The organism is Aeromonas sp. FDAARGOS 1405 (assembly GCF_019048265.1).
Lineage (GTDB): Bacteria > Pseudomonadota > Gammaproteobacteria > Enterobacterales > Aeromonadaceae > Aeromonas > Aeromonas veronii_A.
In genome coordinates this window covers 2,663,897-2,686,768 of sequence record NZ_CP077311.1, presented here as the reverse complement: position 1 = coordinate 2,686,768, position 22,872 = coordinate 2,663,897, and the positions used below count along the sequence as shown (strand labels likewise).

At 60.5% G+C, this 22,872-nt stretch carries 21 protein-coding genes and 2 tRNA genes; 17 read left to right on the top strand and 6 right to left on the bottom strand.

Features of this window, described 5'->3' with window-relative positions; translation table 11 throughout:
* Positions 1-54: 54 nt before the first annotated feature.
* Together I6L35_RS12655 and I6L35_RS12650 are read right to left on the bottom strand one after the other, a co-directional pair.
* Positions 55-129, bottom strand: a tRNA-Gly gene (locus I6L35_RS12655).
* A 15-nt stretch (positions 130-144) separates the two neighbouring features.
* Positions 145-218: transfer RNA gene (locus I6L35_RS12650), tRNA-Gly, on the bottom strand.
* A gap of 201 nt (positions 219-419) precedes the next feature.
* On the opposite strand from I6L35_RS12650, the gene cydD reads away from it, so the two are divergent.
* From cydD to I6L35_RS12630, 4 genes are all read left to right on the top strand, one after another.
* Entirely contained in the window at positions 420-2,189 is a 1,770-nt protein-coding gene (gene cydD, locus I6L35_RS12645) for a cysteine/glutathione ABC transporter permease/ATP-binding protein CydD (RefSeq protein ID WP_216978346.1), read from the top strand.
* Positions 2,182-3,912, top strand: coding sequence for a cysteine/glutathione ABC transporter ATP-binding protein/permease CydC (gene cydC, locus I6L35_RS12640; RefSeq protein WP_216978345.1), 1,731 nt, complete (start codon positions 2,182-2,184; stop codon positions 3,910-3,912). The genes cydD and cydC overlap by 8 nt, the downstream gene beginning before the upstream one ends.
* Positions 3,913-4,075: 163 nt before the next feature.
* Entirely contained in the window at positions 4,076-4,447 is a 372-nt protein-coding gene (rcsF, locus tag I6L35_RS12635) for an Rcs stress response system protein RcsF (RefSeq protein WP_101529794.1), read from the top strand.
* A gap of 9 nt (positions 4,448-4,456) precedes the next feature.
* Positions 4,457-4,843, top strand: a complete 387-nt coding sequence (locus I6L35_RS12630) for a DUF488 domain-containing protein (RefSeq protein ID WP_005347417.1) — start codon at positions 4,457-4,459, stop codon at positions 4,841-4,843.
* Positions 4,844-5,000: 157 nt separating this feature from the next.
* On the opposite strand, the gene I6L35_RS12625 is transcribed toward I6L35_RS12630, so the two are convergent.
* Positions 5,001-5,999: an NAD-dependent epimerase/dehydratase family protein gene (locus tag I6L35_RS12625; protein ID WP_216978344.1), complete on the bottom strand. Its 999-nt coding sequence runs from the start codon at positions 5,997-5,999 to the stop codon at positions 5,001-5,003.
* A 213-nt stretch (positions 6,000-6,212) separates the two neighbouring features.
* Here I6L35_RS12625 and tsaA point away from each other — a divergent pair, with 213 nt between their 5' ends.
* The 6 genes from tsaA (at position 6,213) to I6L35_RS12595 (ending at position 11,167) form a co-directional block, all read left to right on the top strand.
* On the top strand, positions 6,213-6,917 hold the full coding sequence (tsaA, locus tag I6L35_RS12620; RefSeq protein ID WP_216978343.1) for a tRNA (N6-threonylcarbamoyladenosine(37)-N6)-methyltransferase TrmO: 705 nt from the start codon (positions 6,213-6,215) through the stop codon (positions 6,915-6,917).
* A gap of 288 nt (positions 6,918-7,205) precedes the next feature.
* Positions 7,206-7,754 carry a cytochrome b gene (locus tag I6L35_RS12615; protein ID WP_216978342.1) on the top strand — a complete coding sequence of 183 codons (549 nt, stop codon included), beginning with the start codon at positions 7,206-7,208 and terminating at the stop codon, positions 7,752-7,754.
* Positions 7,755-7,984: 230 nt separating this feature from the next.
* Positions 7,985-8,659, top strand: coding sequence for a response regulator (locus I6L35_RS12610; protein ID WP_041234484.1), 675 nt, complete (start codon positions 7,985-7,987; stop codon positions 8,657-8,659).
* Positions 8,659-10,041 carry an ATP-binding protein gene (locus I6L35_RS12605; RefSeq protein WP_216978341.1) on the top strand — a complete coding sequence of 461 codons (1,383 nt, stop codon included), beginning with the start codon at positions 8,659-8,661 and terminating at the stop codon, positions 10,039-10,041. Before I6L35_RS12610 ends, I6L35_RS12605 begins: the two co-directional genes overlap by 1 nt.
* 182 nt (positions 10,042-10,223) lie before the next feature.
* Entirely contained in the window at positions 10,224-10,712 is a 489-nt protein-coding gene (locus tag I6L35_RS12600; RefSeq protein WP_216978340.1) for a TIGR00645 family protein, read from the top strand.
* Between the two features lie 206 nt (positions 10,713-10,918).
* A complete protein-coding gene (locus I6L35_RS12595; protein ID WP_005347440.1) occupies positions 10,919-11,167 on the top strand; it encodes a DUF3297 family protein in 249 nt (82 codons plus the stop codon).
* Between the two features lie 128 nt (positions 11,168-11,295).
* Here I6L35_RS12595 and I6L35_RS12590 read toward each other — a convergent pair whose 3' ends face one another.
* A complete protein-coding gene (locus I6L35_RS12590; RefSeq protein ID WP_216978339.1) occupies positions 11,296-12,573 on the bottom strand; it encodes an FAD-binding oxidoreductase in 1,278 nt (425 codons plus the stop codon).
* 45 nt (positions 12,574-12,618) lie between these two features.
* Positions 12,619-13,155: an HTH-type transcriptional regulator PuuR gene (gene puuR, locus I6L35_RS12585; protein WP_254204570.1), complete on the bottom strand. Its 537-nt coding sequence runs from the start codon at positions 13,153-13,155 to the stop codon at positions 12,619-12,621.
* 418 nt (positions 13,156-13,573) lie between these two features.
* Between puuR and I6L35_RS12580 the strand changes: the two genes are divergently transcribed.
* The 5 genes from I6L35_RS12580 to I6L35_RS12560 all read left to right on the top strand — a co-directional run bounded on the left by I6L35_RS12580 (position 13,574) and on the right by I6L35_RS12560 (position 20,318).
* Positions 13,574-15,037 (top strand): NAD-dependent succinate-semialdehyde dehydrogenase, encoded by a 1,464-nt coding sequence (locus tag I6L35_RS12580; RefSeq protein ID WP_216978337.1) that lies wholly within the window; start codon positions 13,574-13,576, stop codon positions 15,035-15,037.
* 124 nt (positions 15,038-15,161) lie between these two features.
* A complete protein-coding gene (gabT, locus tag I6L35_RS12575; RefSeq protein ID WP_216978336.1) occupies positions 15,162-16,451 on the top strand; it encodes a 4-aminobutyrate--2-oxoglutarate transaminase in 1,290 nt (429 codons plus the stop codon).
* Between the two features lie 367 nt (positions 16,452-16,818).
* Positions 16,819-18,168: an APC family permease gene (locus I6L35_RS12570; RefSeq protein ID WP_216980280.1), complete on the top strand. Its 1,350-nt coding sequence runs from the start codon at positions 16,819-16,821 to the stop codon at positions 18,166-18,168.
* A gap of 429 nt (positions 18,169-18,597) precedes the next feature.
* Complete coding sequence (locus tag I6L35_RS12565) at positions 18,598-18,972, top strand: hypothetical protein (protein WP_216980337.1); 375 nt, start codon at positions 18,598-18,600, stop codon at positions 18,970-18,972.
* The gene (locus I6L35_RS12560) at positions 18,972-20,318 is read left to right on the top strand and encodes an APC family permease (protein ID WP_021230506.1); all 1,347 of its coding nucleotides are present in this window, start codon (positions 18,972-18,974) and stop codon (positions 20,316-20,318) included. The genes I6L35_RS12565 and I6L35_RS12560 overlap by 1 nt, the downstream gene beginning before the upstream one ends.
* Before the next feature lie 94 nt (positions 20,319-20,412).
* Here the strand turns inward: I6L35_RS12560 and I6L35_RS12555 are convergent, their stop codons facing one another.
* Positions 20,413-20,787, bottom strand: a complete 375-nt coding sequence (locus I6L35_RS12555) for a hypothetical protein (RefSeq protein WP_005359057.1) — start codon at positions 20,785-20,787, stop codon at positions 20,413-20,415.
* A gap of 250 nt (positions 20,788-21,037) precedes the next feature.
* On the opposite strand from I6L35_RS12555, the gene I6L35_RS12550 reads away from it, so the two are divergent.
* Both I6L35_RS12550 and I6L35_RS12545 read left to right on the top strand, forming a co-directional pair.
* Complete coding sequence (locus I6L35_RS12550; protein ID WP_005359054.1) at positions 21,038-22,186, top strand: sodium:phosphate symporter; 1,149 nt, start codon at positions 21,038-21,040, stop codon at positions 22,184-22,186.
* A gap of 174 nt (positions 22,187-22,360) precedes the next feature.
* Positions 22,361-22,831, top strand: coding sequence for an FKBP-type peptidyl-prolyl cis-trans isomerase (locus tag I6L35_RS12545; protein WP_005338245.1), 471 nt, complete (start codon positions 22,361-22,363; stop codon positions 22,829-22,831).
* Positions 22,832-22,872: the final 41 nt, after the last annotated feature.

The window sequence follows — 22,872 nt, the reverse complement described above, 5'->3', positions numbered from 1 at the left end:
GATAGATGAGAAACAAAAAGCCCACTCCTGCGAGTGGGCTTTTTGTTTTTAAGCTGGAGCGGGCAGCGGGAATCGAACCCGCATCATCAGCTTGGAAGGCTGAGGTAATAGCCATTATACGATGCCCGCCTGGCATCTGAAATTTGGAGCGGGTGATGGGAATCGAACCCACGTATGCAGCTTGGGAAGCTACCGTTCTACCATTGAACTACACCCGCGTCAGGGCTCCTACTATATGCATTTTGCCGCCGAGCGCAATGGCGCCTCTGCCACTTTTTTCAATAAATCAATCTGTTCGGACAAGGATTGAACAGACGGTTGCTTTTTCAATCAAACATTTTCAACACAGATAATTTACAAGGTTGCCAAGGCCAAACGGCAAGGATAGTCTTGCGCCACTCGACGCGAGGATGGTGGTAATGGATAAAAAAACGCAAAAACGTCTCTATGGCTGGTTGCGCAAGCAATCGAGTCACGGTCGCCGCTGGATCACGATATCCATCGCTTTTGGCCTTGGCCAGGGCATTCTGATGGTGGCGCAAGCCTGGCTGCTGGCGACCCTGTTGCACAGCTTTATCATCGAAGGCTCAACGCCTGAGCAATCCATCACGCTCTTTATTACCCTGCTGCTGGTGACGCTTGGCAAAGCGGCGCTGGCCTATGGCCGGGAAGTGGCCAGTTTCAAGGCGGGCAGCGCGGTGCGCCAGACCATCCGCCAGCTGGTGCTCACTCGCTTGAGTCGTCTCGGCCCTGCCTATATCCAGCGCCGTCCGGCCGGTAGCTGGGCCAGCCTGCTGCTGGAACAGATTGAAAATATGCAGGATTTCTTCTCCCGCTATCTGCCGCAGATGGCCATCGCCGTCTTTATTCCGGTGGTCATTCTGGTGGCCGTGTTCCCGGTCAACTGGGCGGCGGGCCTGATCCTGCTGGGCACTGCGCCCCTCATCCCCATCTTTATGATCCTGGTAGGTGTGGGCGCCGCCGATGCCAACCGCCGCAACTTTCAGGCGCTGGCCCGTCTCTCCGGCCACTTCCTCGATCGGCTGAAGGGGCTGCGCACCCTGCAACTCTTTATGCGTACCCAGGCAGAAGGTGACGCCATTCGCGACGCCTCGGAAGATTTTCGCGAGCGCACCATGGAAGTGCTGCGCCTGGCGTTTTTGAGCACCGCCGTGCTGGAGTTCTTCGCCGCCATTTCAGTGGCACTAGTCGCCGTCTACTTCGGCTTCTCTTATATCGACCATCTGAACTTTGGTAGCTATGGGGTCAAGGTCACCCTCTTTACCGGCCTGTTCGTGCTGTTTCTCGCCCCCGAGTTCTACGCCCCGCTGCGGGAACTGGGTGCCCACTACCACGCCAAGGCGCAGGCTATCGGCGCTGCCGAGCAGTTGCTGGAATTCCTAGAAGCCGAGGTGAGCGAGCCGGCCGCAGGCACAGCGCCGTTCCATGCCGACAGCCCGGTCAAGGTAGAAGCTAAAGCCCTTGAAGTGCTGAGCGCCGAAGGCAAGGTGCTGGTCGGCCCCATCGACTTCACCCTGGAAGCCGGTTCGCGCACCGCCCTCATCGGCGTCAGCGGCGCAGGCAAGAGCTCGCTGGTCAACGCCCTGCTCGGCTTTGCCCCCTATCGTGGCGAGCTCAAGGTAAATGGTCAGGAGCTTGCCACCCTCGACATGAGCCAGTGGCGCCTGCAACTGGGCTGGCTCTCGCAAAACCCGCAGCTGTTCCACGCCTCCTTGCGCGACAACCTGCTGCTGGCCAAGCCAACGGCCAGCGATGCCGAGCTGGAAGATGCCCTGAAACGGGCACAAGCGTGGGAATTTGCCATGGAGAAGGGGCTCGACTATCCGGTCGGCGATCAGGCGGGCGGCCTCTCGGTCGGTCAGGCCCAGCGCCTCGCACTGGCGCGCACCCTGCTCAAATCGACCCAGCTGATGGTGCTCGACGAACCGACCGCCAGTCTGGATCGCCACTCCGAACGCGCCATCATGACCACCCTCGAGCAGGCGATGGCTGGCCAGACCCTGCTGATGATCACCCACCGTCTCGACCAGCTTACCAAGATGGACAAGATAATGGTGCTGGCCCGCGGCCAGCTGGTGGAGCAAGGCAGCTTCCAACAATTGAGTCAGGCGGATGGGCCTTTTGCCCGCCTGCTCTCCCAACGTTCCGGAGGTTCTCTCGATGAGTGATCTGTTGCCGTTTCTGCGCCTCTATCGCCAACACTGGCTCAGCCTCACCATTGGTTTGCTGCTGGCGCTGGTGACCCTGGCCGCTGGCATGGGGCTGCTCTCCCTCTCCGGCTGGTTCCTCTCCGCCGCCGCCGTGGCGGGGATGACAGTTGCGACGACCCATGCCTTTAACTACATGACCCCTGCAGGCGGAGTGCGCTTCTTCTCCATCGTCCGCACTGCCGGTCGCTGGGGTGAGCGGGTCGTAAGCCACGACGCCACCTTCCGGGTACTGACCCGACTGCGGGTCTGGTTCTGGCAAAAACTCTCGCCGCTCTCCACCGGCACCCTGGCCGGTTTCCGTCAGGCGGATCTGCTCAACCGACTGGTGGCAGACATCGATGCGATGGACCACGTCTATCTGCGGCTGATCACCCCCATAGGCGCGGCCCTGCTCAGCACCGCCGGACTGGTCTTCTTCCTGTCGTTTTTCGACAGCCGTCTCGCCCTCACCCTGGGGGCCATTCTGCTGTTTGGCATGATTGCCCTGCCGCTGGTGTTCTACTTCCTCGGCCGTCGCCCCGGTCAGGCGCTGATTGCCGAAAAATCGACCCTGCGTACCCGGATGGTGGACTATCTGGATGGTCAGGCCGAGCTGCAGATGTTTGCCGCCGCCCCCAAGGCGCTGGTTGAGCTGCAACAGGCCGAACAGACGCTGCTCGTCGCGCAGGCCCGGATGGCCAAGGTGAGCGGGCTGGCCAACTTCTCGGTGCAACTGCTGAGCGGCTGGACCCTGACCCTGATGCTCTGGCTGGCCGGTCATGGGGTAGCGGGTGCGGCGCCCGACCCCATCACAGCACTGATGGTCTTTGCCACCCTGGCAAGCTTCGAGGCTCTGATGCCGCTGGCGGGGGCTTTCCAGCACCTCTCCACCAGCCTCACCTCGGCACGCCGCCTGAACGAGATCCTGCAAGAGGCAAAAGCCCCTGTGTGGGGCGACGAGCAGACCCATGCCACCGCTGGCGCGCTGCAGATCAATGACCTCTATTTTGGCTACCCGGGCAACCCCCAGCCGGTACTGCGTGGCTGCACCCTGCAACTGCACGCCGGTGAAAAGCTGGCGCTGCTGGGCCAGACCGGCTGCGGCAAATCGACCCTGATGGGGCTGCTGACCCGGGAGTGGAGCCCGCAGGCTGGCAAGATCCTGCTGGGTGGCAAGCCGCTCACCGACTACAGCGAAGGGGCGCTGCGCGCCTCCATCTCGGTGGTGAGCCAGCGGGTGCATCTGTTTGCCGATACCCTGCGGGGCAACCTCAAACTGGCCGCCCCGACCGCCACTGACGAGCAGCTGATTGCGGTGCTGACCCAGGTCGGACTGGCCAATCTGCTGGAAGATGAGGCGGGCCTCGACGCCTGGCTCGGTGACGGCGGCCGCCCCCTCTCCGGTGGTGAGCGTCGCCGTATCGGCATCGCCCGCGCCCTGCTGCACGATGCGCCGCTCTGGCTGCTGGACGAGCCGACCGAAGGGCTCGACAGTCAGACCGAGCGGGAGATCATGGATCTGCTGTTCCGGCTCGGGGCTGATCGCACCTTGCTGCTTATCTCCCACCGCCTGCTGGGGATGGAACAGATGGATCGGATTGCCCTGATGGAAGAGGGACAGATCCGCCTCTGCGCCCCTCACAACGAGCTGCTGGGGGATGATTACTACCGCAGCCTCTATCAGCGACTGGCTCCGGTTTGATATCAGGCTGATGGGGGTCACACCCTGACAACAGGGCGCAAAACGGGGCTGGTCGCCGCAGGCGGCTGGCCCCTATAATGTCCCCCTCATTATTCAACAAGATGCCGACATGGAGCGCCCGCGCATTTCTACTGTCCTCATCACCGACACAAGATACGAGACGATGAAACGCCTGATCCTGATGATGCCCCTGATTGCTTCCGGCTGTGCCAACTACGCCTTCAACAGCAATCTGGATAAAGAGAACTTCGACGAATACTTCAAACCCGGTAGCGTGCGCATCTATGAACAGGATGAGCTGGCTGACCTCAACTACCTCTACCTCGGCACCATCGAGGGTGAATCCTGCCAGGCCGATGCCAACCAGCCGGTGCCCAACGCCGGTGAAGCGCGCACCCAGGCCCGTCGCCGCGCGGCAGACATGGGTGGCAACGGCGTCACCATCGACAAATGCGCCGAATTCAGCGACACCCCGGGCTGCCTGAAACAGGTGATCTGCTACGGGCAGGCGCTGAAAGTGGCCGAAGAGAAGTAACCCGCTGTCATGGCCCTTGCTATCGTTCGCCTTGGCAGCCCGCGCCTGCCCGATGAGGGACTGCGGATCGGCACGGTGCGCCGCCCGCCCCGCGGCGTCCCCAAGAGCGAATTTGCCAGCCAGCATTGGTATGATGTCTGGTTCCCCAACCTGGCGCCCAGCAGCGAGACCATGAAGTTGGGGCAGGCAGCCGAGACGCCCGCCCAGTGGACGGCGTTTGGCAAACAGTACAAGGCAGAGATGGCGCAACCTGCCGCCAGGCACGATCTGGCGCTGCTGGCCGCCCTCTCCCACACCACCAATCTGTCGGTGGGCTGCTACTGCGAGCAGGAATCCCGCTGCCATCGCGCCATTTTGAAAGAGCTGCTGGTAGCTGCGGGGGCCGCCATTCGCTAACTCGGTGAGCGACAGCAATACGATGGGGAATCGCGTCAGCCTGTACTCGGCAACCATCAGGCATGGATAGACAGAGAGGGCATCCCGCGGGATGCCCTCTCTCGTTGTATTCGCACCTGCCGTACCACGCTCGGCAGCAGCGGCTCGATGCCCCCTCCTAATGCAGACTGGGTTCCAGAAACTGCTGACGCAGCAAGCTCTCCTCGGCCTGAGTCATGGCATTCTCCGCCACCCCGGTGGCAGGCTCGATGGCCAGCCAGTGGGCAAGGTCGGCGACGGTCTCCTCCAGCGGCCGGAAGTTCAACCCGTGGACAATGGCCGCCTCAGCGCTTATAGAGCCATAACCGGCAAACTCCGCCTGCGCGCAGGGCAGCAGGGCGGGATAGCTCTGCCAGGGCTCGATACCGGCCGCCATCAGGGTGGGCCAGGGCAACCATTCGGGCTGAATGGGTCTGGCTGGCGGCAACCGGGCGCTCAACCGCTCCAGCCAGTCGCAGAGGGTAATGCCGGGTTTGAGCAAGTTGAATGTGCCCCCCAACTGCTGCTCGGCCGCGCGCAGCACAAACTCGGCGCAGTCGCGCACATCGAGATACTGCAAGCGATCCTCGCCACAGCCCGGTAACAACCAGGGCCCGCCCTGCTGCACCCGCTTAATCCACCAGGCCATGCGACCGGTGGGATCATGGGGGCCACAGAGCACGCCCGGGCGCAGGATGCAAAGCCGCTCACCCCAGCGGGCGCGATACTCGGCCTCGCACAACACCTTGAGCGGGCCATAGTCAGTGGACATTTCCCCTTCGGGGATAGGGTGCAGGGGCGCCGACTCATCCATTCCGGGCATTGAGAAATCGCGATAGACGCTGATGGTGGAGATAAAGATGAGCCGTGCGCAGCACCCGAGCAAAGCCGCCGAGAGGCTCGCCGCCTGCTCGGGGCGATAGCAGCAGGTGTCGATGACGAGATCCCACTGCAACCCGGCCCCTTGCAGGGGGCTCAGGTTCTTGTCCCTGTCGCCGGTGAGCTGCACCAGATCGCGCCAGTCCGGATGCTGGTGCAGGCCACGGTTGAACAGGGTCACTTCATGGCCCCAATCCAGTGCCAGCGCGGTGAGGTGGCGCCCCAAAAAGCCGGTGCCACCGATAATCAGCAGTTTCATCCCTCTCCCTCCCCCTTCGGCGCGAGTGCGCACATTTCATCCTGACACGCCAGTTGCCTCCACCCTACGCAACTCGGCGCGCAGGCACAGCCCCCGACTGGCCGGGATGGGACAGGGATCACGGCAGCGCCGCAGAAAAGGGCGTAATGAGGCCAAACCTGCGTTTTGGGGCCGTCTGTGCTAAATTGCCGGGGTTTTCAGTCAGGATCCGCCATGAAGTTCGAAATCGACACCCTCGGGATCATCCGCTCTCCCTACAAGGAGAAGTTCGCCATCCCCCGCCAGCCCGGACTGGTCAAATCGGCCCGCGCCCGCCTCGAGCTGCTTCCCCCTTACGATCAGCCGGATGTGCTGCGCGGCATCGAGCAGTTCTCCCATCTGTGGCTCAGCTTCGTGTTTCACCAGACCATGGCGCAGGGCTGGCACCCGACGGTGCGCCCGCCGCGCCTTGGCGGCAACGAACGGGTCGGCGTCTTTGCCACTCGCTCCACTTTCCGCCCCAATCCGCTAGGGCTCTCGGTGGTCGAGCTGCACGGGGTAGGTCGCGAACGGGGCAAGTTGTGGCTGGAGCTGGGAGCGGTGGATCTGCTCGATGGCACCCCCATCGTCGATATCAAACCCTATATTCCCTATGCCGACAGCCTGCCGGATGCCCGTGGCGGCTTTGCCCCCGATGCGCCCACCCCGCCGCTGGCGGTGAGTTTCAGTGCCGAGGCCGAACAACAGTTGCAACCCTGGCTCAAGGCCCACCCCGAGCTGCGCCTGCTGGTGAGCGAAGTGCTGGCGCAAGATCCGCGCCCCGCCTACAAGAAGGGCAAGCCCGATGAGAAGGAGTACGGGGTGCGGCTGTTTGACTGCAACGTCCGTTTTTGCATCAACGAACCCGCGTGTCTGGTAGTGGCCATCGAGCCCGCCTGAACCTGGGCGGGCCGACATCGCTGATGCTATTTCACGCCTTCTTCACGTCACAAGGGGCTTAATGAGCCTGTAAATTGTGTGGCATTGATCAGACTATCCACCCGGTTGCCAGTGATACCATGCAGACAGCAGAGGGCATCTCCTCTCTGACTGATGTCAGAAGCAGGCTATCGATGTATGGCAAGCATGGTAGCTCTGCTATTGCCGCCAAAGGATCTGGCCTCGCCCCGACACGTTTGAGTGCGGGGATGCCAAACGGATGTGACAGCACTTCGAAGGAACAAACCTATGCTGATGAACAGTGAACAACGTTATGGCACCCTGAATATCGGGCTGCACTGGCTGACCCTGTGGGCCATGATCGCCGTCTACGCCCTGATCGAATTTCGCGATATCTTCCCCAAAGGGGACCCGGGTCGGGATCTGATGAAGGAGTGGCACTTTATGCTGGGGCTGCTTATCTTCGCCCTGGTCTTTGTAAGACTGGCCCTTCGCTGGATAAGCCCGACGCCCCGTATCGTGCCCGAGCTCTCCCCGCTCATGCACAAGCTGGCAAAACTGGCCCACCTTGCCCTCTACGGTTTTCTCATTCTCACCCCGCTGTTTGGCTGGCTGCTGCTGAGCGCCGCAGGCAAGCCTATCCCCTTCTTCGGGCTCGAGCTGCCAGCCCTGATCTCCCCCAGTCCGGATATCAAGGGGCTGATCAAGGAGGTGCACGAAACCTTGGGCAATATCGGTTACGCCCTGATCGGCCTGCACACAGTGGCCGCCCTCTATCACCACCATATTCTCAAAGACAACACCCTCACCAATATGCTGCCGCCGCGCCGCAGCTAACAAGCAGCAGAACAAAAACAGAAGGGGCGCACATTGCCCCTTCTGTTTTTTGAACGTGACAAGACTGGTGTCTCTGAAGCGACCCACTGCTCACGCCTCTGACAGGTCTCTACAAGCAGAACGCCTTATGATTCAGTCCCGATACAGGAGCTGCACGATAGGATTCGAATTGACTCAAAGCGACATACACTTTCTAATTGACAGTCTGGACCCCTATGACCGTTCACATCATGAAAATTCTGTTGGTCGAAGACGACAAGCTGCTCAATCACCACCTCTCCTCTCTGCTGACCGAAGCAAACAACCAGGTCTACAGTACCGATCAGGCCGGAATTGCGCTGCACTATGCCGCCGACTACCCCATTGATGTGGCGATCATCGATCTCGGTCTGCCCGATATGGATGGTTTGCAGTTGATCCGCCAACTGCGCGAGCGGCAGATCCCCTTCCCCATCATTGTGTTGACAGCCCGTGGCAACTGGCAGGACAAGGTCGAAGGACTGGAGGCTGGAGCTGATGACTATCTGGTTAAACCGTTCCAGAAAGATGAGTTGCTGGCCCGCCTCAATGCCCTGATGCGCCGAAGCGCGGGTTTTATTTCCCCCAAGGTGAAGGCCGGTGATTACGAGCTTGATCTCTCCCGCAAGGAGCTGACTATCGCTGGTGAAGTGGCTGTGCTCACCAGCTTTGAGTACCTCATTCTGGAGTACCTGATGCGCAACGCCCGTCAGGTGGTCTCCAAGCAGCAACTGCTTGACCAGCTATACGGCGATGGAGAAGGGGATCCCAACACCATAGAGGTGATGGTGAGCCGCCTGCGTAAAAAGCTGGATCCGGAAGGGACGATTCAACCCATCTCGACCATCAGGCGTCAAGGTTACATCTTCAACCTCTCCTGTAGCTGATGCAGTTTCATCTGCCACGCCCAGTCAAGATGATCCGCAGCTCCCTGCACATCAAACTGCTGCTCAGCTCGCTGCTGGTGATCGCACTGATCATGGGGTTTGCCGTCTACGCCCTCTACCTCGGCCACATGGAGGAGCAGAGTCAGAAGGCGAGCGCCGGCATGCAGGAGAACCTAGCCAAGCTTTTCTCCTCCACCAAGCCGGTCAACAGCGAAGCCACCGAGATCGGCCGTATCTCCCGCCAGGTCAGTAACAGCAATCTCGATACGCTGATCTGTCGTGCCGATGGCGAGATGATTTGGTCAAGTCTTCATATGCCGGAGGTCATTAGCTCCAAGCAGACCATCTGCAGAGAGTTGATGAAGTATCTGGGCGGTATGGATCTGGACTACTTTTTCAAAAAACACACTATCAAGAACGGCGAAAGCTACTTCGTCTACAGCCTGCGTTTTATCCGCAACCCCGGCAATGGCACCACCGCTTACTACGTGGTGATGATCGACTCGGCCAAACGCTATCACGAAGAGTCCCGCGCCTATCTCTACCAGACGGCCAAACAGGCACTGCTCGCCTATCTGCTGCTGGCCGGGCTGTTGCTGCTTACCACCTTCTGGAGCCTCAGCTCACTGCGCATCATCGCCCATCAAATCGACGATATCCGGGCAGGCAAGCGGGATGAGATCGCCCATGATTTTGAACGGGAGTTGGCCCCGCTGACCGACTCCATCAACCAGTTGCTGGAGAACGAACGCCAGCAGACCCAGCGCTACCAGCATGCCCTTAACGATCTCGCTCATAGCCTGAAAACACGGCTGGCGCTGATCCAGATCACCACCCGTGAAATGCAGCTGGGGCGGGAACTCCACGACAACATCAATGAGCAGATCCTCACCATGGATCAGATGATCCAGTACCAGCTCAGACGAGCAGTTACTGGCCGCCAGCGCCTCGCCAGCAAAGGCACCGAACCAGTTCCGCTGATTGAAAAACTGCTGGCCAGTCTGGCCAAGGTCTATCGCCACAAGAAGCTGCAGACCCACTTCCTGTTCGATGATGATGCCCTCTTCCACGGCGAACAGGGCGACCTGATGGAACTGATGGGCAACCTGCTCGACAATGCCTGCAAGTTTGCCATCAGCGAAGTGAAGGTGACGGTACGCCGCCATCTCGACCGGTTACGCATCGAGGTAGAAGATGATGGCCCGGGCATCGATCCGGCCAAATCGGAGCAGATCTTTCAGCGTGGCGTGCGCGCTGACAGCTCGCCCGGCCAGGGCATCGGTCTGGCGGTGGTGACCGAGATCGTTCACAGCTACGGCGGCCAGATCCGGGTCGATGAATCTCTCCTCGGCGGTGCCCGCTTTACCCTGGATCTTCCCTGACACCGGATAGGCCCGACCACGGCCCCTCAGCCTCCCGCTACATCACCCTAACCGGGGTTAAAAATCCCGCCTGACACCACCCAATTCAGCAATATGCTATCGAGATACTTGAGATGTGATGCATCTCGGTTAAGCTATGGCCGACTCGTTTGTTAACCATTTGATGGATCTTTAATCGCACTATGGAAAACATGTTTGAAAGATTGATGTACGCATCCCGCTGGATCATGGCCCCCATCTATCTTGGGCTCAGCCTCATACTGCTGGCACTGGGAGTGAAATTCTTTCAGGAGATCCTCCATATCCTGCCCAACATACTGGAGATGAAAGAGGTAGATCTGGTGCTGGTCACACTGTCGCTGATCGATATCACCCTGGTAGGGGGACTTATCGTGATGGTGATGTTTTCCGGCTATGAGAACTTCGTCTCGCGTCTCGATGTAGGGGATGAGAACGACAAACTGGTGTGGCTCGGCAAGCTCGATGCCGGCTCCCTGAAAAACAAGGTCGCCGCCTCCATTGTCGCCATCTCCTCCATTCACCTGCTCAAGGTGTTTATGAATGCCGAGAACCTCCCCAATGACAAGATCAAGTGGTACCTGCTGATCCACATCACCTTTGTCCTCTCGGCCTTCGCCATGGGCTACCTCGACAAGCTGACCCGCAAATAGAAGTCAGCCTGTAATAGACGCTATGCCCGATAACACGACATGGACCGGGCATAGCGGTCGCCCCGAGCAGGGGATGGATTGGCAACGGGGATAAGCAAGTCACCAACATAGATGGCCGCCCGCCTTGGCCGGTATTGTGGTCGCCTTGAATGCCATGGCGGCATTCTCTACAATGACCCACTTTTTATTCATTTCGGGTTATATCGATGAGCGATACCAGCACCAAACCGGCTCTGCCGGATCACCTCTCCTGCAATCCCCGCAGCCCTCACTATGTGGCAGCCTGCTTCGAGCACCCGATCGGTATTCGCCTGAACGGCAAAGAGCGCACCGATGTCGAGGAGTACTGCATCAGTGAAGGCTGGGTGAAGATCCCCTCCCCCAAGGCGCTGGATCGCCGTGGTCAGCCCATTCTGATCAAGCTCAAGGGCACCGTCGAAGCTTATTACAGCTAATCGCAGCCACCCGCTTCGGGTAAAACAGAAGGCCACCCTAGCGGTGGCCTTCTGTTTTTCGGCATTTGTGCTGGGATCTGCGCCCGCATCGTCGCCAGCACCAGACCATATTTCTCGCTGGGCAGCCCTTATACCCCCAGCCGATCGCGCAAGGTATACCAGGCGGCACCCGCGGCGGTGAAGGGAATACGGAACAGCCGGCCACCCGGGAAGGGGTAGTGCGGCAGTTTGGCAAAGGCATCGAAGCGCTCCGCCTGACCGCTCAGCACCTCGGAGAGCAGCTTGCCCGCCAGATGGGTGCAGGTGACGCCGTGGCCGCTGTAGCCCTGCATGTAGTAGATGTTGGGGCCGATGCGGCCAAACTGCGGCAGCCGCGACAGGGTGAGCAGGAAGTTGCCGGTCCAGGTGTACTCCACCTTGACGTCGGCCAGCTGCGGGAAGGTTTTCAGCATCTTGGGGATGATCAGCCGCTCGATATCCGCCGGATCCCGCGCCCCATAGACCACGCCGCCGCCATAGAGCAGCCGGTGATCGCCGGAGGTGCGGTAGTAGTCGAGCAGGTAGTTGCAATCCTCCAGACAGTAGTTTTGCGGCAGCAGTGAGCGGGCTCGCTCCTCCCCCAGCACCTCGGTGGCGATCACCTGGGTGCCACAGGGCATGCTCTTGCTGGCCAGTTCCGGCACCAGATTGCCGAGGTAGGCATTGCCGGCCACCACGATAAAGCGCGCCTTCACCGCTCCTTTGGCGGTCTTGACCAGCGCCGGCTGACCCGGGGTGATGCTGGTAACGGCGGACTGCTCGAAGATCTGCCCCCCCTGGATGCGGATCGCTTCCGCCTCCCCCAGCGCCAGATTGAGAGGGTGAATATGGCCGCCGCTCTTGTCGAGCAGGGCGCCGACGTAGCGATCGCTCGCGACCACCTCGCGCACCCCCTTGGCATCGAGCAGCTCCAGCTGTTCATTGCCCCACTTCTCCCAGCGCGCCTTCTGCGCCTTGAGCTCGTGGAACTGCTTCTCGGTCTCGGCGGCAAAGACGCCCCCCTCCTGCAGATCGCACTGGATGTTGTAGCGCTTGATCCGCTCGCGGATGATCTGGCCCCCCTCAAACAGCATGGAACCGAGCAGCCTGGCCTGATCCGGCGGGCAGTTCGCTTCTATGGTGTCGATGTCGCGGCTGTAGGAGTTGACGATCTGGCCACCGTTGCGGCCGCTGGCACCAAAGCCGACTCGTGCGGCCTCCAGCACCACCACCTTGTAGCCCTTCTCGACCAGATGCAGGGCGCTGGATAGGCCGGTATAACCCGCCCCGATGACGCAGACATCGCACTCCAGCTGCTCGGTCAATGTCGGATAGGGCGCGTGTTTATTGGCGCTGGCTGCGTAGTAACTGTTTACATGTTCGGTCATGATCCCTGTTTCCTTACCGGTTCGGTTGCCAAACTACTGCCTAGATTAAAAGCTCGCCGGGGTGTGGGCGCTGACGATGCGGCAGGTCTGCCCCGACGGATTGCTGAAGCTGTGGGGCTCGCCGGTGTCGATCACATAGCTGTCGCCCGCCTCCAGCTGATAACTCTGGCCCGCCACCGTCAGGATCACCGACCCCTCCAGCACAGTGCCGACCTCCTCCCCCTGATGGGTCACCTGACCACCGGTGTCGGTGCCGGGGGGATAGGTCTCCAGCATAAAGCCGAGCTGGCGGCGGTTGTTGCCGTTGTGCACCAGCTTCATCGAGACCCCCTGGCTGCCCAGCTCGATCAGCTGATCAGCCTTGATCACCACCTGCGGCGGTCGACTCAGCTCCTCTTCGGCAAAAAAGCGTGACAGCGGCAAGCCATATACGGTGAGCAGCTTTTGCAGTGAAGCGACCGAGGGGCTCACCTTGTCCTGCTCGATCATGCAGATAGCACCGTGGGTCAGGCCGCTCAGCTCGGCTGCCCGCCGCTGGGAGAGCCCCAGCTGATGGCGCACCGACGCCAGCCGCTCCCCCATACTTGCCTGCAGTACAGCCCCCTGACCGGAGCGGGTACTGCTGCTCTGGGTTGGCGCCCCGTTCATGGCAAGCCTCCGCCATCGATTCCTTTGTCACGTTGGTACATTGACCACCTCCCTGTTGCCACTGGTTAAAATAGCGGACCAGCCATGGCATCACTGTTTGCTATCTTACACAGCCTGGCGTTCATTATTTTGCACACCACTTACCGTGCGATACCCTGTTCATCTGGTTAAACTGCGCTACACAGCCCAATTTCTAGCATGCGACACACCAGCAACTCAAATATATTTAACACTTGAAAAACATTTTCGCTCAATTTATGGTCTCTCTGTGCTTATTATTTTATACGGCAGCACCACAGGATGAGCCGCATCATCGCCACCTTGCTGCCAGGTTTCACCATTGAGGCTTGCCATGTCCGCTACCAGCTCCAATCAAAGCTTGATCAAATCCCGCGCCTATATAGATGGTCAGTGGTGCGAGGCCGCCAGCGGCCGCACCTTCGAGGTCACCAATCCGGCTACCGGTGCCGTGATCACTCAAGTGCCCGACATGAATGAAGAGGATACCCGCCGCGCCATCGCGGCCGCCCACGCGGCGCAACCCGCCTGGGCAGCCCTCACCGCCAAGGAGCGCAGCAACAAGCTCTACGCCTGGTTTGCCGCCATCACCGCCCACAGCGATGAACTGGCCCGCATCATGACCTGCGAGCAGGGCAAGCCGCTGGCGGAAGCCAAGGGGGAAGTGACCTACGGCGCCAGCTTTATCCAGTGGTTCGCCGAAGAGGGCAAGCGCGCCTATGGCCGCACCATCCCGGGCTTTAGCGGCGATCGCCGGCTGGCCACCATCAAGCAGCCGGTCGGAGTCGTCGCCGCCATCACTCCGTGGAACTTCCCGATTGCCATGATCACCCGCAAGGCGGGCCCGGCGCTGGCCGCCGGTTGCACCATCGTCATCAAGCCTGCCGCCGAAACGCCGCTCTGCGCGCTGGCACTGGCGGTACTGGCCGAGCAGGCGGGGATCCCCGCCGGTGTCATCAATATCGTCACCAGCCATCAGGCGAGCGCGGTGGGCAACGAGCTGTGCAGCAATCCGGTAGTGCGCAAGCTCTCCTTCACCGGCTCCACCCGCATCGGCAAGCTGCTGATGCGCCAATGCGCCGACACCATGAAAAAGCTGTCGCTGGAGCTGGGTGGCAACGCCCCCTTTATCGTCTTTGACGACGCCGACCTCGACGCCGCCGTGGCCGGGGCACTCGCCTCCAAATACCGCAACGCCGGGCAAACCTGCGTCTGCGCCAACCGCATTCTGGTGCAGGCCAGTGTCTATGACGCCTTCGCCGAAAAACTGACTGCCGCCGTCAAGGCCTTCAGGGTGGGAGATGGCATGGCAGAGGGCTGCCAGATCGGCCCGCTCATCAACCCGGCCGCCGCCAGCAAGGTGGCCGAGCTGGTGCAGCAATCGGTCGCCGCCGGTGCCGAAGTGCTGCTGGGGGGCGAAGCTCACCCCGCCGGCCCCCTCTTCTACCAACCCACCATTTTGGGCAAGGTGGATAAAACCAACCCCATCCTGCAGGAGGAGATCTTCGGCCCGGTCGCCCCGCTGGTACGCTTCGAGACAGAAGCCGAGGCCATCGCCATTGCCAACGACACCCCTTATGGCCTGGCCGCCTACTTCTATGGCCGTGACATCGCCCGGGTGTGGCGCGTCGCCGAGCAGCTGGAGTACGGCATGGTCGGCATCAACGAGGGGATCATCTCCACCGAGCTGGCCCCCTTTGGCGGCATCAAGGAGTCGGGTCTGGGTCGGGAGGGTGCAGCCGAGGGGCTGGAGGAGTATCTGGAGACCAAATACCTCTGCTTTGGCGCCATTCGCTAGGGCTGCAACAGAGAGACAAGGCGCCGCCGAACTGGCCCGATGGGCTGTTCGGCGGTAATAGGCGCCAAAACGCCTGCCACATTTTCAGGGAATATCGGGGGCTGCGGCCCCTCAGGGAGGAAAGATGAGTCAGTCACAATCAAACAAGGCGTGGCAAGCGCGCCGTGAAGCGGCCGTGGTCAACGGCGTCGGCACCCTGCTGCCGGTCTTTATCGACCGTGCGCAAAATGCCGAGCTGTGGGATGTGGAGGGCAACCGCTACATCGACTTTGCCTCCGGCATCGCCGTGCTCAACACCGGCCACAACCACCCGAAGGTGGTGGCGGCGGTGCGTGAGCAGCTGGAAAAGTTCAGCCACACCTGCTTTCAGGTCACCCCCTACCCGGGCTATATCGAACTTGCCGAGAAACTCAATGCCCTGGTGCCCGGCCCGACCCCGAAGCGCACCCTGTTTCTCTCCACCGGCGCCGAGGCGGTCGAGAACGCCATCAAGATCGCCCGTGCTCACACCGGTCGCAGCGGCACCATCGCCTTCAAGGGGGGCTTTCACGGCCGCACCATGATGGGGATGGCACTCACCGGCAAGGTGGTCCCCTACAAGACCGGCTTTGGCCCCTTTCCGGGTGAGGTCTACCACATCCCCTTCCCCGCCGACTATCTGGGGGTAAGTGAAGAGGATGCCCTGCACGCCCTCGAGCTCTGCTTCAGCGCCGACATCGAACCCTCCCGCGTAGCTGCCATCATTATCGAGCCGGTACAGGGCGAAGGGGGCTTCTATCCTGCCTCCCCGAGCTTTATGCAGAAGCTGCGCAGCGTCTGCGACCAGCACGGCATTCTGCTCATCTGCGACGAGATCCAGAGCGGTTTTTGCCGTACCGGCAAGACCTTCGCCACCGAGTATGCTGGCATCGAGCCGGACATCATGACCCTGGCCAAGAGTCTGGCGGGGGGCTTCCCTCTCTCGGCGGTGGTGGGCAAGGCGGAGATCATGAACTCGGCCAAGCCGGGCGGACTTGGCGGCACCTATGCCGGTTCCCCCATCGCCTGCGCTGCAGCACTGGCGGTCTTGCAGGTGATCGACGAGGAAAAACTCAACCAGAAGGCGCTGGATCAAGGGGAGCAGATCAAGACGGAGCTGCAACGCATAGCCGAGCGTTTTGACTGCATAGGTCAAATTCGCGGACCCGGTGCCATGGTGGCCATGGAGCTGGTGAAACGGCGTGATGCCAGCCAGCCCGATCCCGACCTCACCAAACGTCTGGTGGCCGAGGCGGGCAAACGGGGTCTGGTCCTGCTCTCATGCGGGGTTCGCGCAAATGTCATCCGTTTTCTCGCCCCCCTGACCGCCCCTGCGGCAGTGATTGACGAAGGGATGCAAATCCTTGAAAAATCACTGGAGGCCGCGCTGGCCTGACCAGCCGGAAAGTGACTGCTCACCTGTGCAAAAAAATGCAGTTTTGCCACCTTCTTTTACTTGTCAAGGGGGCCCTGCAAATGCACAATGCGCCGCCACTGAAAGAACCGGTGTAAATCAAATACATCGGTTCTTTTTCATACAGTGAACAAACCCATAAACGAGGCCGGATAACCCCCGGAAAAGATAGCGAGATTGGCAGCAATCTCCCGACACCACATTCTGTGAGGAACAACATGGGGCATCTCTATGCTTTCCTGCCGGCTCTGACCGGCGCGCGCCACCCCGGCGCCCTTGATTCCCGGGCCTCTCTCCCGGTTTCGTTGATGGAGTGTGCCGCCCTGGCACCGCGTGAGGAACAGGCATGATGAACGCCCAACCGGTTGGTCTGAAAAAGACCCTGAAACTGTGGCAGGTCGTGGTCATGGGTCTTGCCTACCTCACTCCCATGGCGGTATTCGATACCTTCGGCATCGTCACCGAAATTACCGAAGGCCATGTGCCGACCGCCTACCTCTTTGCCCTCATCGGCATGTTGTTCACAGCCCTGAGCTACGGCCATCTGGTACGCAAGTTCCCGTCGGCAGGCTCCGCCTATACCTATGCCCAGAAGGTGTTTCACCCCTATGTCGGCTTTATGGTGGGCTGGACCTCCCTGCTCGACTATATGTTCATGCCGATGATCAACATGCTGCTGGCCAAGATCTATCTGCAGGCTCTCTTCCCCGAGGTGGAGCCCTGGACCTATATTTTTGGTCTGGCGGCGGTGATGACCGCCCTTAACCTGCGCGGTATCAAGCTGGTGGCCAACTTCAACAGCCTGATCGTCATCATGCAGTTCAGTATTATCGCCGTCTTCATCGGCCTGATCGCCTGGGGCGTCCACAACGGTGAAGGGTTGGGGACCGTGGCCAGCAGCCGTCCCTTCTTCTCCGAGCAGATCAACATCTCGCCGTTGTTGATGGGTGCCTCCATCCTCTGTCTGTCGTTCCTCGGCTTTGATGCCATCAGCACCCTGTCGGAAGAGACACCGGACGCGGATCGGGTGATCCCCCGCGCCATCGTGCTGACGGCGCTGATCGGCGGTGTGCTGTTTGTCAGCACGTCCTACTTCCTGCAGCTCTACTTCCCGGACATCTCCCGCTTCAAGCAACCGGATGCAGTCCTGCCGGAGATCGCTCTCTATGTCGGTGGCAAACTGTTCCAGGCGGTGGTACTGGTCTGCACTACGGTGGCGGTGCTGGCCTCGGGACTCGCCTCTCACGCCGGGGTGTCGCGCCTGCTTTATGTAATGGGTCGTGATCGCGCTCTGCCGAGTCGCTTCTTCTCCTATGTGCATCCGAAGTGGCAGACCCCGGCATGCAATGTGCTGCTGGTCGGTCTGCTGGCCCTCTCGGCGGTATCGTTCGATCTCGAGATGGCACTGGCACTGATCAACTTTGGCGCCCTGGTGGCCTTCACCTTCGTCAATCTGGCGGTGATTGCCCACTTCTATGTGAAGCTGGGCCGCAACAAGTGTCTCAAGGACCACCTGATGTACCTGCTGCTGCCGCTCTGTGGCGCCGCCTGCATCGGGGTGCTGTGGCTCAACCTCGAGCCCTCCTCCTTCGAGCTGGGGCTGATCTGGGCGGCGCTGGGGGCCATCTACCTGTTCCTGCGCCTCACCGTGTTCCGCATCCCGCTGCATACCGCCGACAAGGTGGAGATCGCCCAGTAACCGCTGGCCCCCTCCCACCGATAGAGAACAAGGAGCCTGCGGGCTCCTTGTTGTTTTTGCGGTGTTCTGGTTGCCAGCAGCACGGGTTGCCAGATATGCAGTTTCTGCAGGAAGTGTGACTGATTTCAAATAACTACCCAGCCGGGCCGCTCGCCGAGCCATGGCTCAAGCTGCGTCATCTTCTATCCTCAGTCATTAATGTGAATGGATATGCAATAGATCTTTTTCCACTTCACCCCCTCCCATCCCCCGCCAGCCGATAAGCTCGCAGGACTCGAGCCCGGGGGGACGTTGGCAAATATGATCAGGATCAATGTTGAGGCGCTATGCACCCTGCAGCCCAGATTTGCCGATTTTTCATACGCCATGACAGGGTTCTCTTCCCCCCCGAAAAAGGGGGAGCGGCTCGGGGACGGCTGCAGGGGGCGAGTGACCACTTACCTGCCCCGTGCGTATGCAAAAAAATGCGTTAATCCGCCCTTTTTTGCTTGTCAAGGGGGCTGGCCGAATGCACAATACGCCGCCAATAAAGGACCGATGTTCACTGCGACATCGGTTTTTGTATTTTTGAAGTGCAGTACAAACCCACCACAAGAGGCCGGAACGTTTCCGGAAGTGATATTCGAGATTGCCAAACAATCTCCCGACGTTGAGAGGATAACAATGGGGCGTTTTAATGCTTTCCTGCCGGTACAGCCCGGTATGCGCCTCCCCGGCGCCCTTGATGTACAGGCTTGCGAATCCATCGTATCCCTGCGCTCGTTGCAAGCACGTGCTGCGGCACTGATTGAGGAGAAAGCGTAATGGCATCGCAAAACGCCAAGCTGCTCAAGACCCTTACCCTGACACAAGTGATTGTGATGGGTCTGGCCTATCTGACCCCCATGGCTGTATTCGATACCTTCGCCATCGTCGGTGACATCACCGATGGCCGGGTCGCCACCGCCTATCTGCTGGCTCTGGGTGGCATCCTGCTCACCGCTTTCAGCTACGGACATCTGGTACGCAAGTTCCCCTCTGCGGGCTCTGCCTATACCTATGCCCAGAAGGTGTTCAACCCCTACGTCGGTTTCATGGTCGGCTGGTCATCCCTGCTCGACTACATGTTCATGCCGATGATCAACATTCTGCTGGCCAAGATCTACCTGACCGCCATGTTCCCGGGCGTTGAGCCCTGGGTGTTCATCTTCGGTCTGGTGACCGTGATGACCTTCCTGAACCTGCGTGGCATCAATCTGGTAGCCAACTTCAATGGTCTGATCGTGGTGATCCAGCTGGCCATCATCACCCTCTTTATCGGCCTGATGGCGTGGGGCATCTACCACGGCGAAGGGGCTGGCACCCTGATGAGCAGCCGTCCGTTCCACTTCGAGTCAGCACAGCTGGTACCGCTCTTTACCGGTGCGACCATCCTCTGCTTCTCGTTCCTGGGCTTTGACGGTCTGAGCTCCCTCTCCGAAGAGACGCCGAACGCCGGCAAGGTGATCCCCAAGGCTATCGTGCTAACTGCCCTGATCGGCGGCATCATCTTCGTGGTGGTCTCCTACTGCCTGCAGCTCTACTTCCCGAGCCTCGCCCGCTTCCAGCATCCGGATGCGGTACTGCCGGAGATCGCCCTCTACGTTGGCGGCACCTTCTTCCAGTCCGTGGTTCTGGTCTGCACCACGGTCGCGGTACTGGCCTCCGGCATGGCGGCTCACGCCGGTGTGTCGCGCATCCTCTACGTGATGGGGCGTGACCGCATGATCCCGGAGCGGGTGTTTGGCTACATCCACCCGAAATACCGCACTCCGGCCATCAACGTGCTGATGGTGGGCGGTCTGGCCCTCTCCGCCGTGTCGTTTGATCTGGATACCGCGCTGGCGCTGGTCAACTTCGGCGCACTGGTGGCGTTCAGCTTCGTCAACCTGTCGGTGATCGGTCAGTTCTGGGTGCGCGAGAAGCGCAACAAGACCCTCAAGGATCACGTCATCTACCTGTTGATGCCGTTGCTCGGTGCCGCCACCATCGGTGCGCTGTGGATCAACCTGGAGCAGAGCTCGCTGGAGCTGGGCCTGATCTGGGCGGGCCTCGGCGCAACCTATCTGTTCCTGCGTCTGGCGGTGTTCCGTATCCCGTTCCGTCAGTACGAGGAAGCGGCTGACGCCTGATCCTTTGCGGATAACGGATAGACAGAAGGGGAGCCATGGCTCCCCTTTTTGCTGCCGGTCTGTGGCCGGTCACACGGGCTTGGGCCCGGTCCGCTTACTGCTTATCCAGTACGGCGGTCGCCGCAGCCTTGAGCGGATCGCGAGCGATGGTCTTGGCATCCTGCTCCGCCTTGTGCAGCTGCTGGTTTGCCTTGTCCATCTTCTGCTGCATACCGTTGCCGCTCTCCTTGAGGTCGGCACGCTTCTCGCCCAGCAGGTCGTTGCGGCCTTTTTGCACCTCAGCTTTCACCTTCTCTTTCTCCTGCTTCACCAGCTTGCTGGTATCACAGTTGCCCTTGACTCCCAGAGTGGCATTCACCGCTTCGTTTTTGAGGGCCTTGTCGAGGTTGCAGTCGGTTTTCAACAGGCTGGCCTGTGCCCCTGCCGAGAGCAGCCCCAGCGACAGAGAGAGGATCCATGCACGCATCATCTTGTTTACTCCTGCTTGCCAATAAAGGGGCGCAGTGTAGCGATCACATTCCGGCTGACAAGGCGGCAGTGCTTTCGTCCCCCCCTTTTGCCACCCCAGAGCCAACCGGCTCGGTCAGCGCCTGTCGCCGCAGTTCGTCGTCATAAAAACATCATCGAAATGTCACGTTGTCATATTTCTGTCATTAACCACTGATTAAATGCGCGGGTCATCAACAACCCAAGACGGAACGACCGTCTCAAGAGGCTTTATGCAACACCATCACTCCTTGTCACAGCCGCCCGCGACCCGCGCCCTGTTCAACTGGATGAGTGTCATCGTACTGGTCTACCTGATCCTGGTTGCCGTGGGCGCCATCTCCCACGGCTTCAAAGATTTCTCCGGCGGCGCCGAGGGCGCAGCCCAGATCTTCGCCTTTGCCAACAACCCCTTTGTCGCCCTGCTGCTGGGTATTCTCGCTACCGCGCTGGTGCAATCCTCCAGCACCGTCACCTCGGTGATCGTCGGTCTGGTGGCTGGCGGCCTGCCCATCAGCATGGCCATCCCCATGGTGATGGGTGCCAACCTCGGCACCACCATCACCAACACCATCGTCTCCATGGGCCATGTGCGGGATCGCGCCGAGTTCCGCCGCGCCTTCGCCGCCGCCACCGTGCACGACTTCTTCAACCTGCTGGCGGTGTTCATCTTCCTGCCGCTGGAGCTGATGTTCGGCCTGCTGCAACACAGCGCCGAGTGGCTGGCCAACCTGCTGGTAGGCTCCGCCAACATGTCGATGAAGGGCATGGACTTCATGAAGCCGCTGACCGCACCGGCCCAGCAGCTGATTGACAGCGCCGTCGCCTTCCTGCCGGGCAAGGGTGCCGCCATCGCCACTATCGTCATCGGTATCCTGCTGATCCTCGCCTGCGTCACTTATCTCGGCAAAGTGCTGCAACAGGTACTGGTTGGCCGTGCCAAAGAGGTGCTGCACAAGGCGCTGGGCCGTGGCCCGCTGACCGGCATCACATCAGGTGCGCTGGTGACCATCATGGTGCAGTCCTCCTCCACCACCACCAGCCTGATGATCCCGCTGGCCGGCGGCGGCGTGTTCAGCACCCGTCAGCTCTACCCCTTCACCCTGGGGGCCAATATCGGGACCACCATCACCGCCCTGCTGGCAGCCACCGCCATCAGCGGAGCCGGTGCCCAGCTGGCCCTGACCATCGCACTGGTCCACGTGCTGTTCAACCTCTTTGCCGTGGTCATCATCTATGGCATCCCCTTCCTGCGCGACCTGCCGGTGCGCGCCGCCGAGGGGCTGGCCCGGGTAGGCAGCGAGAACAAGCTGCTGGCTCTGGGTTATGTGACGGGTCTCTTCTTCGCCCTGCCCGCCCTGATGATGGTGGCCGCCAAGTAAGCGCCGCCGCCATGACGAGGGGCGAGTCACCGACTCGCCCCTTTTTGCGTCTGCGTCTTCGAGCTTTGCCTGCCCGCTCACATCCTCCCGCCCTGTGGCTCGCCATCAGGGGCGGTGCGCGATAAGATGGCGCCCTCATTGCACTTTTTACATTTCATGGAACAGGAAAAACCGATGAAATTCATACTGATCGCACTGCTCATCGCCGGTGTGGCCTACTACTTCTACTCCAGCAGCAACAACAAGAAGCTGGCGGCCGACAACGTGCGGATTGGCGCCGAGTTCCTCGCCAGCAACAAGGACAAACCGCTGGTGACCACTACTGCCTCCGGCCTGCAGTACGAAGTGCTGACCCCGGGCACCGGCACCGTTCACCCCACCGCCACCAGCAAGGTGAAGGTGCACTACGAGGGCAAGCTGCTGGACGGCACCGTCTTTGACAGCTCGGTCGCCCGTGGCGAGCCCATCGAGTTTGGCCTCAATCAGGTGATCGCTGGCTGGACCGAAGGGGTGCAGCTGATGGTGGAAGGTGAGAAGACCCGTTTCTACATCCCCGCCAACCTCGCCTACGGCGACCGCGCCGCTGGCAAAATCCCGCCGGGATCCGTGCTGATTTTTGACGTAGAGCTGCTGGGTATCCAGTAACTGCGCAGGATGCTCCAGTGGCAATATCCCACTGCGCGCCC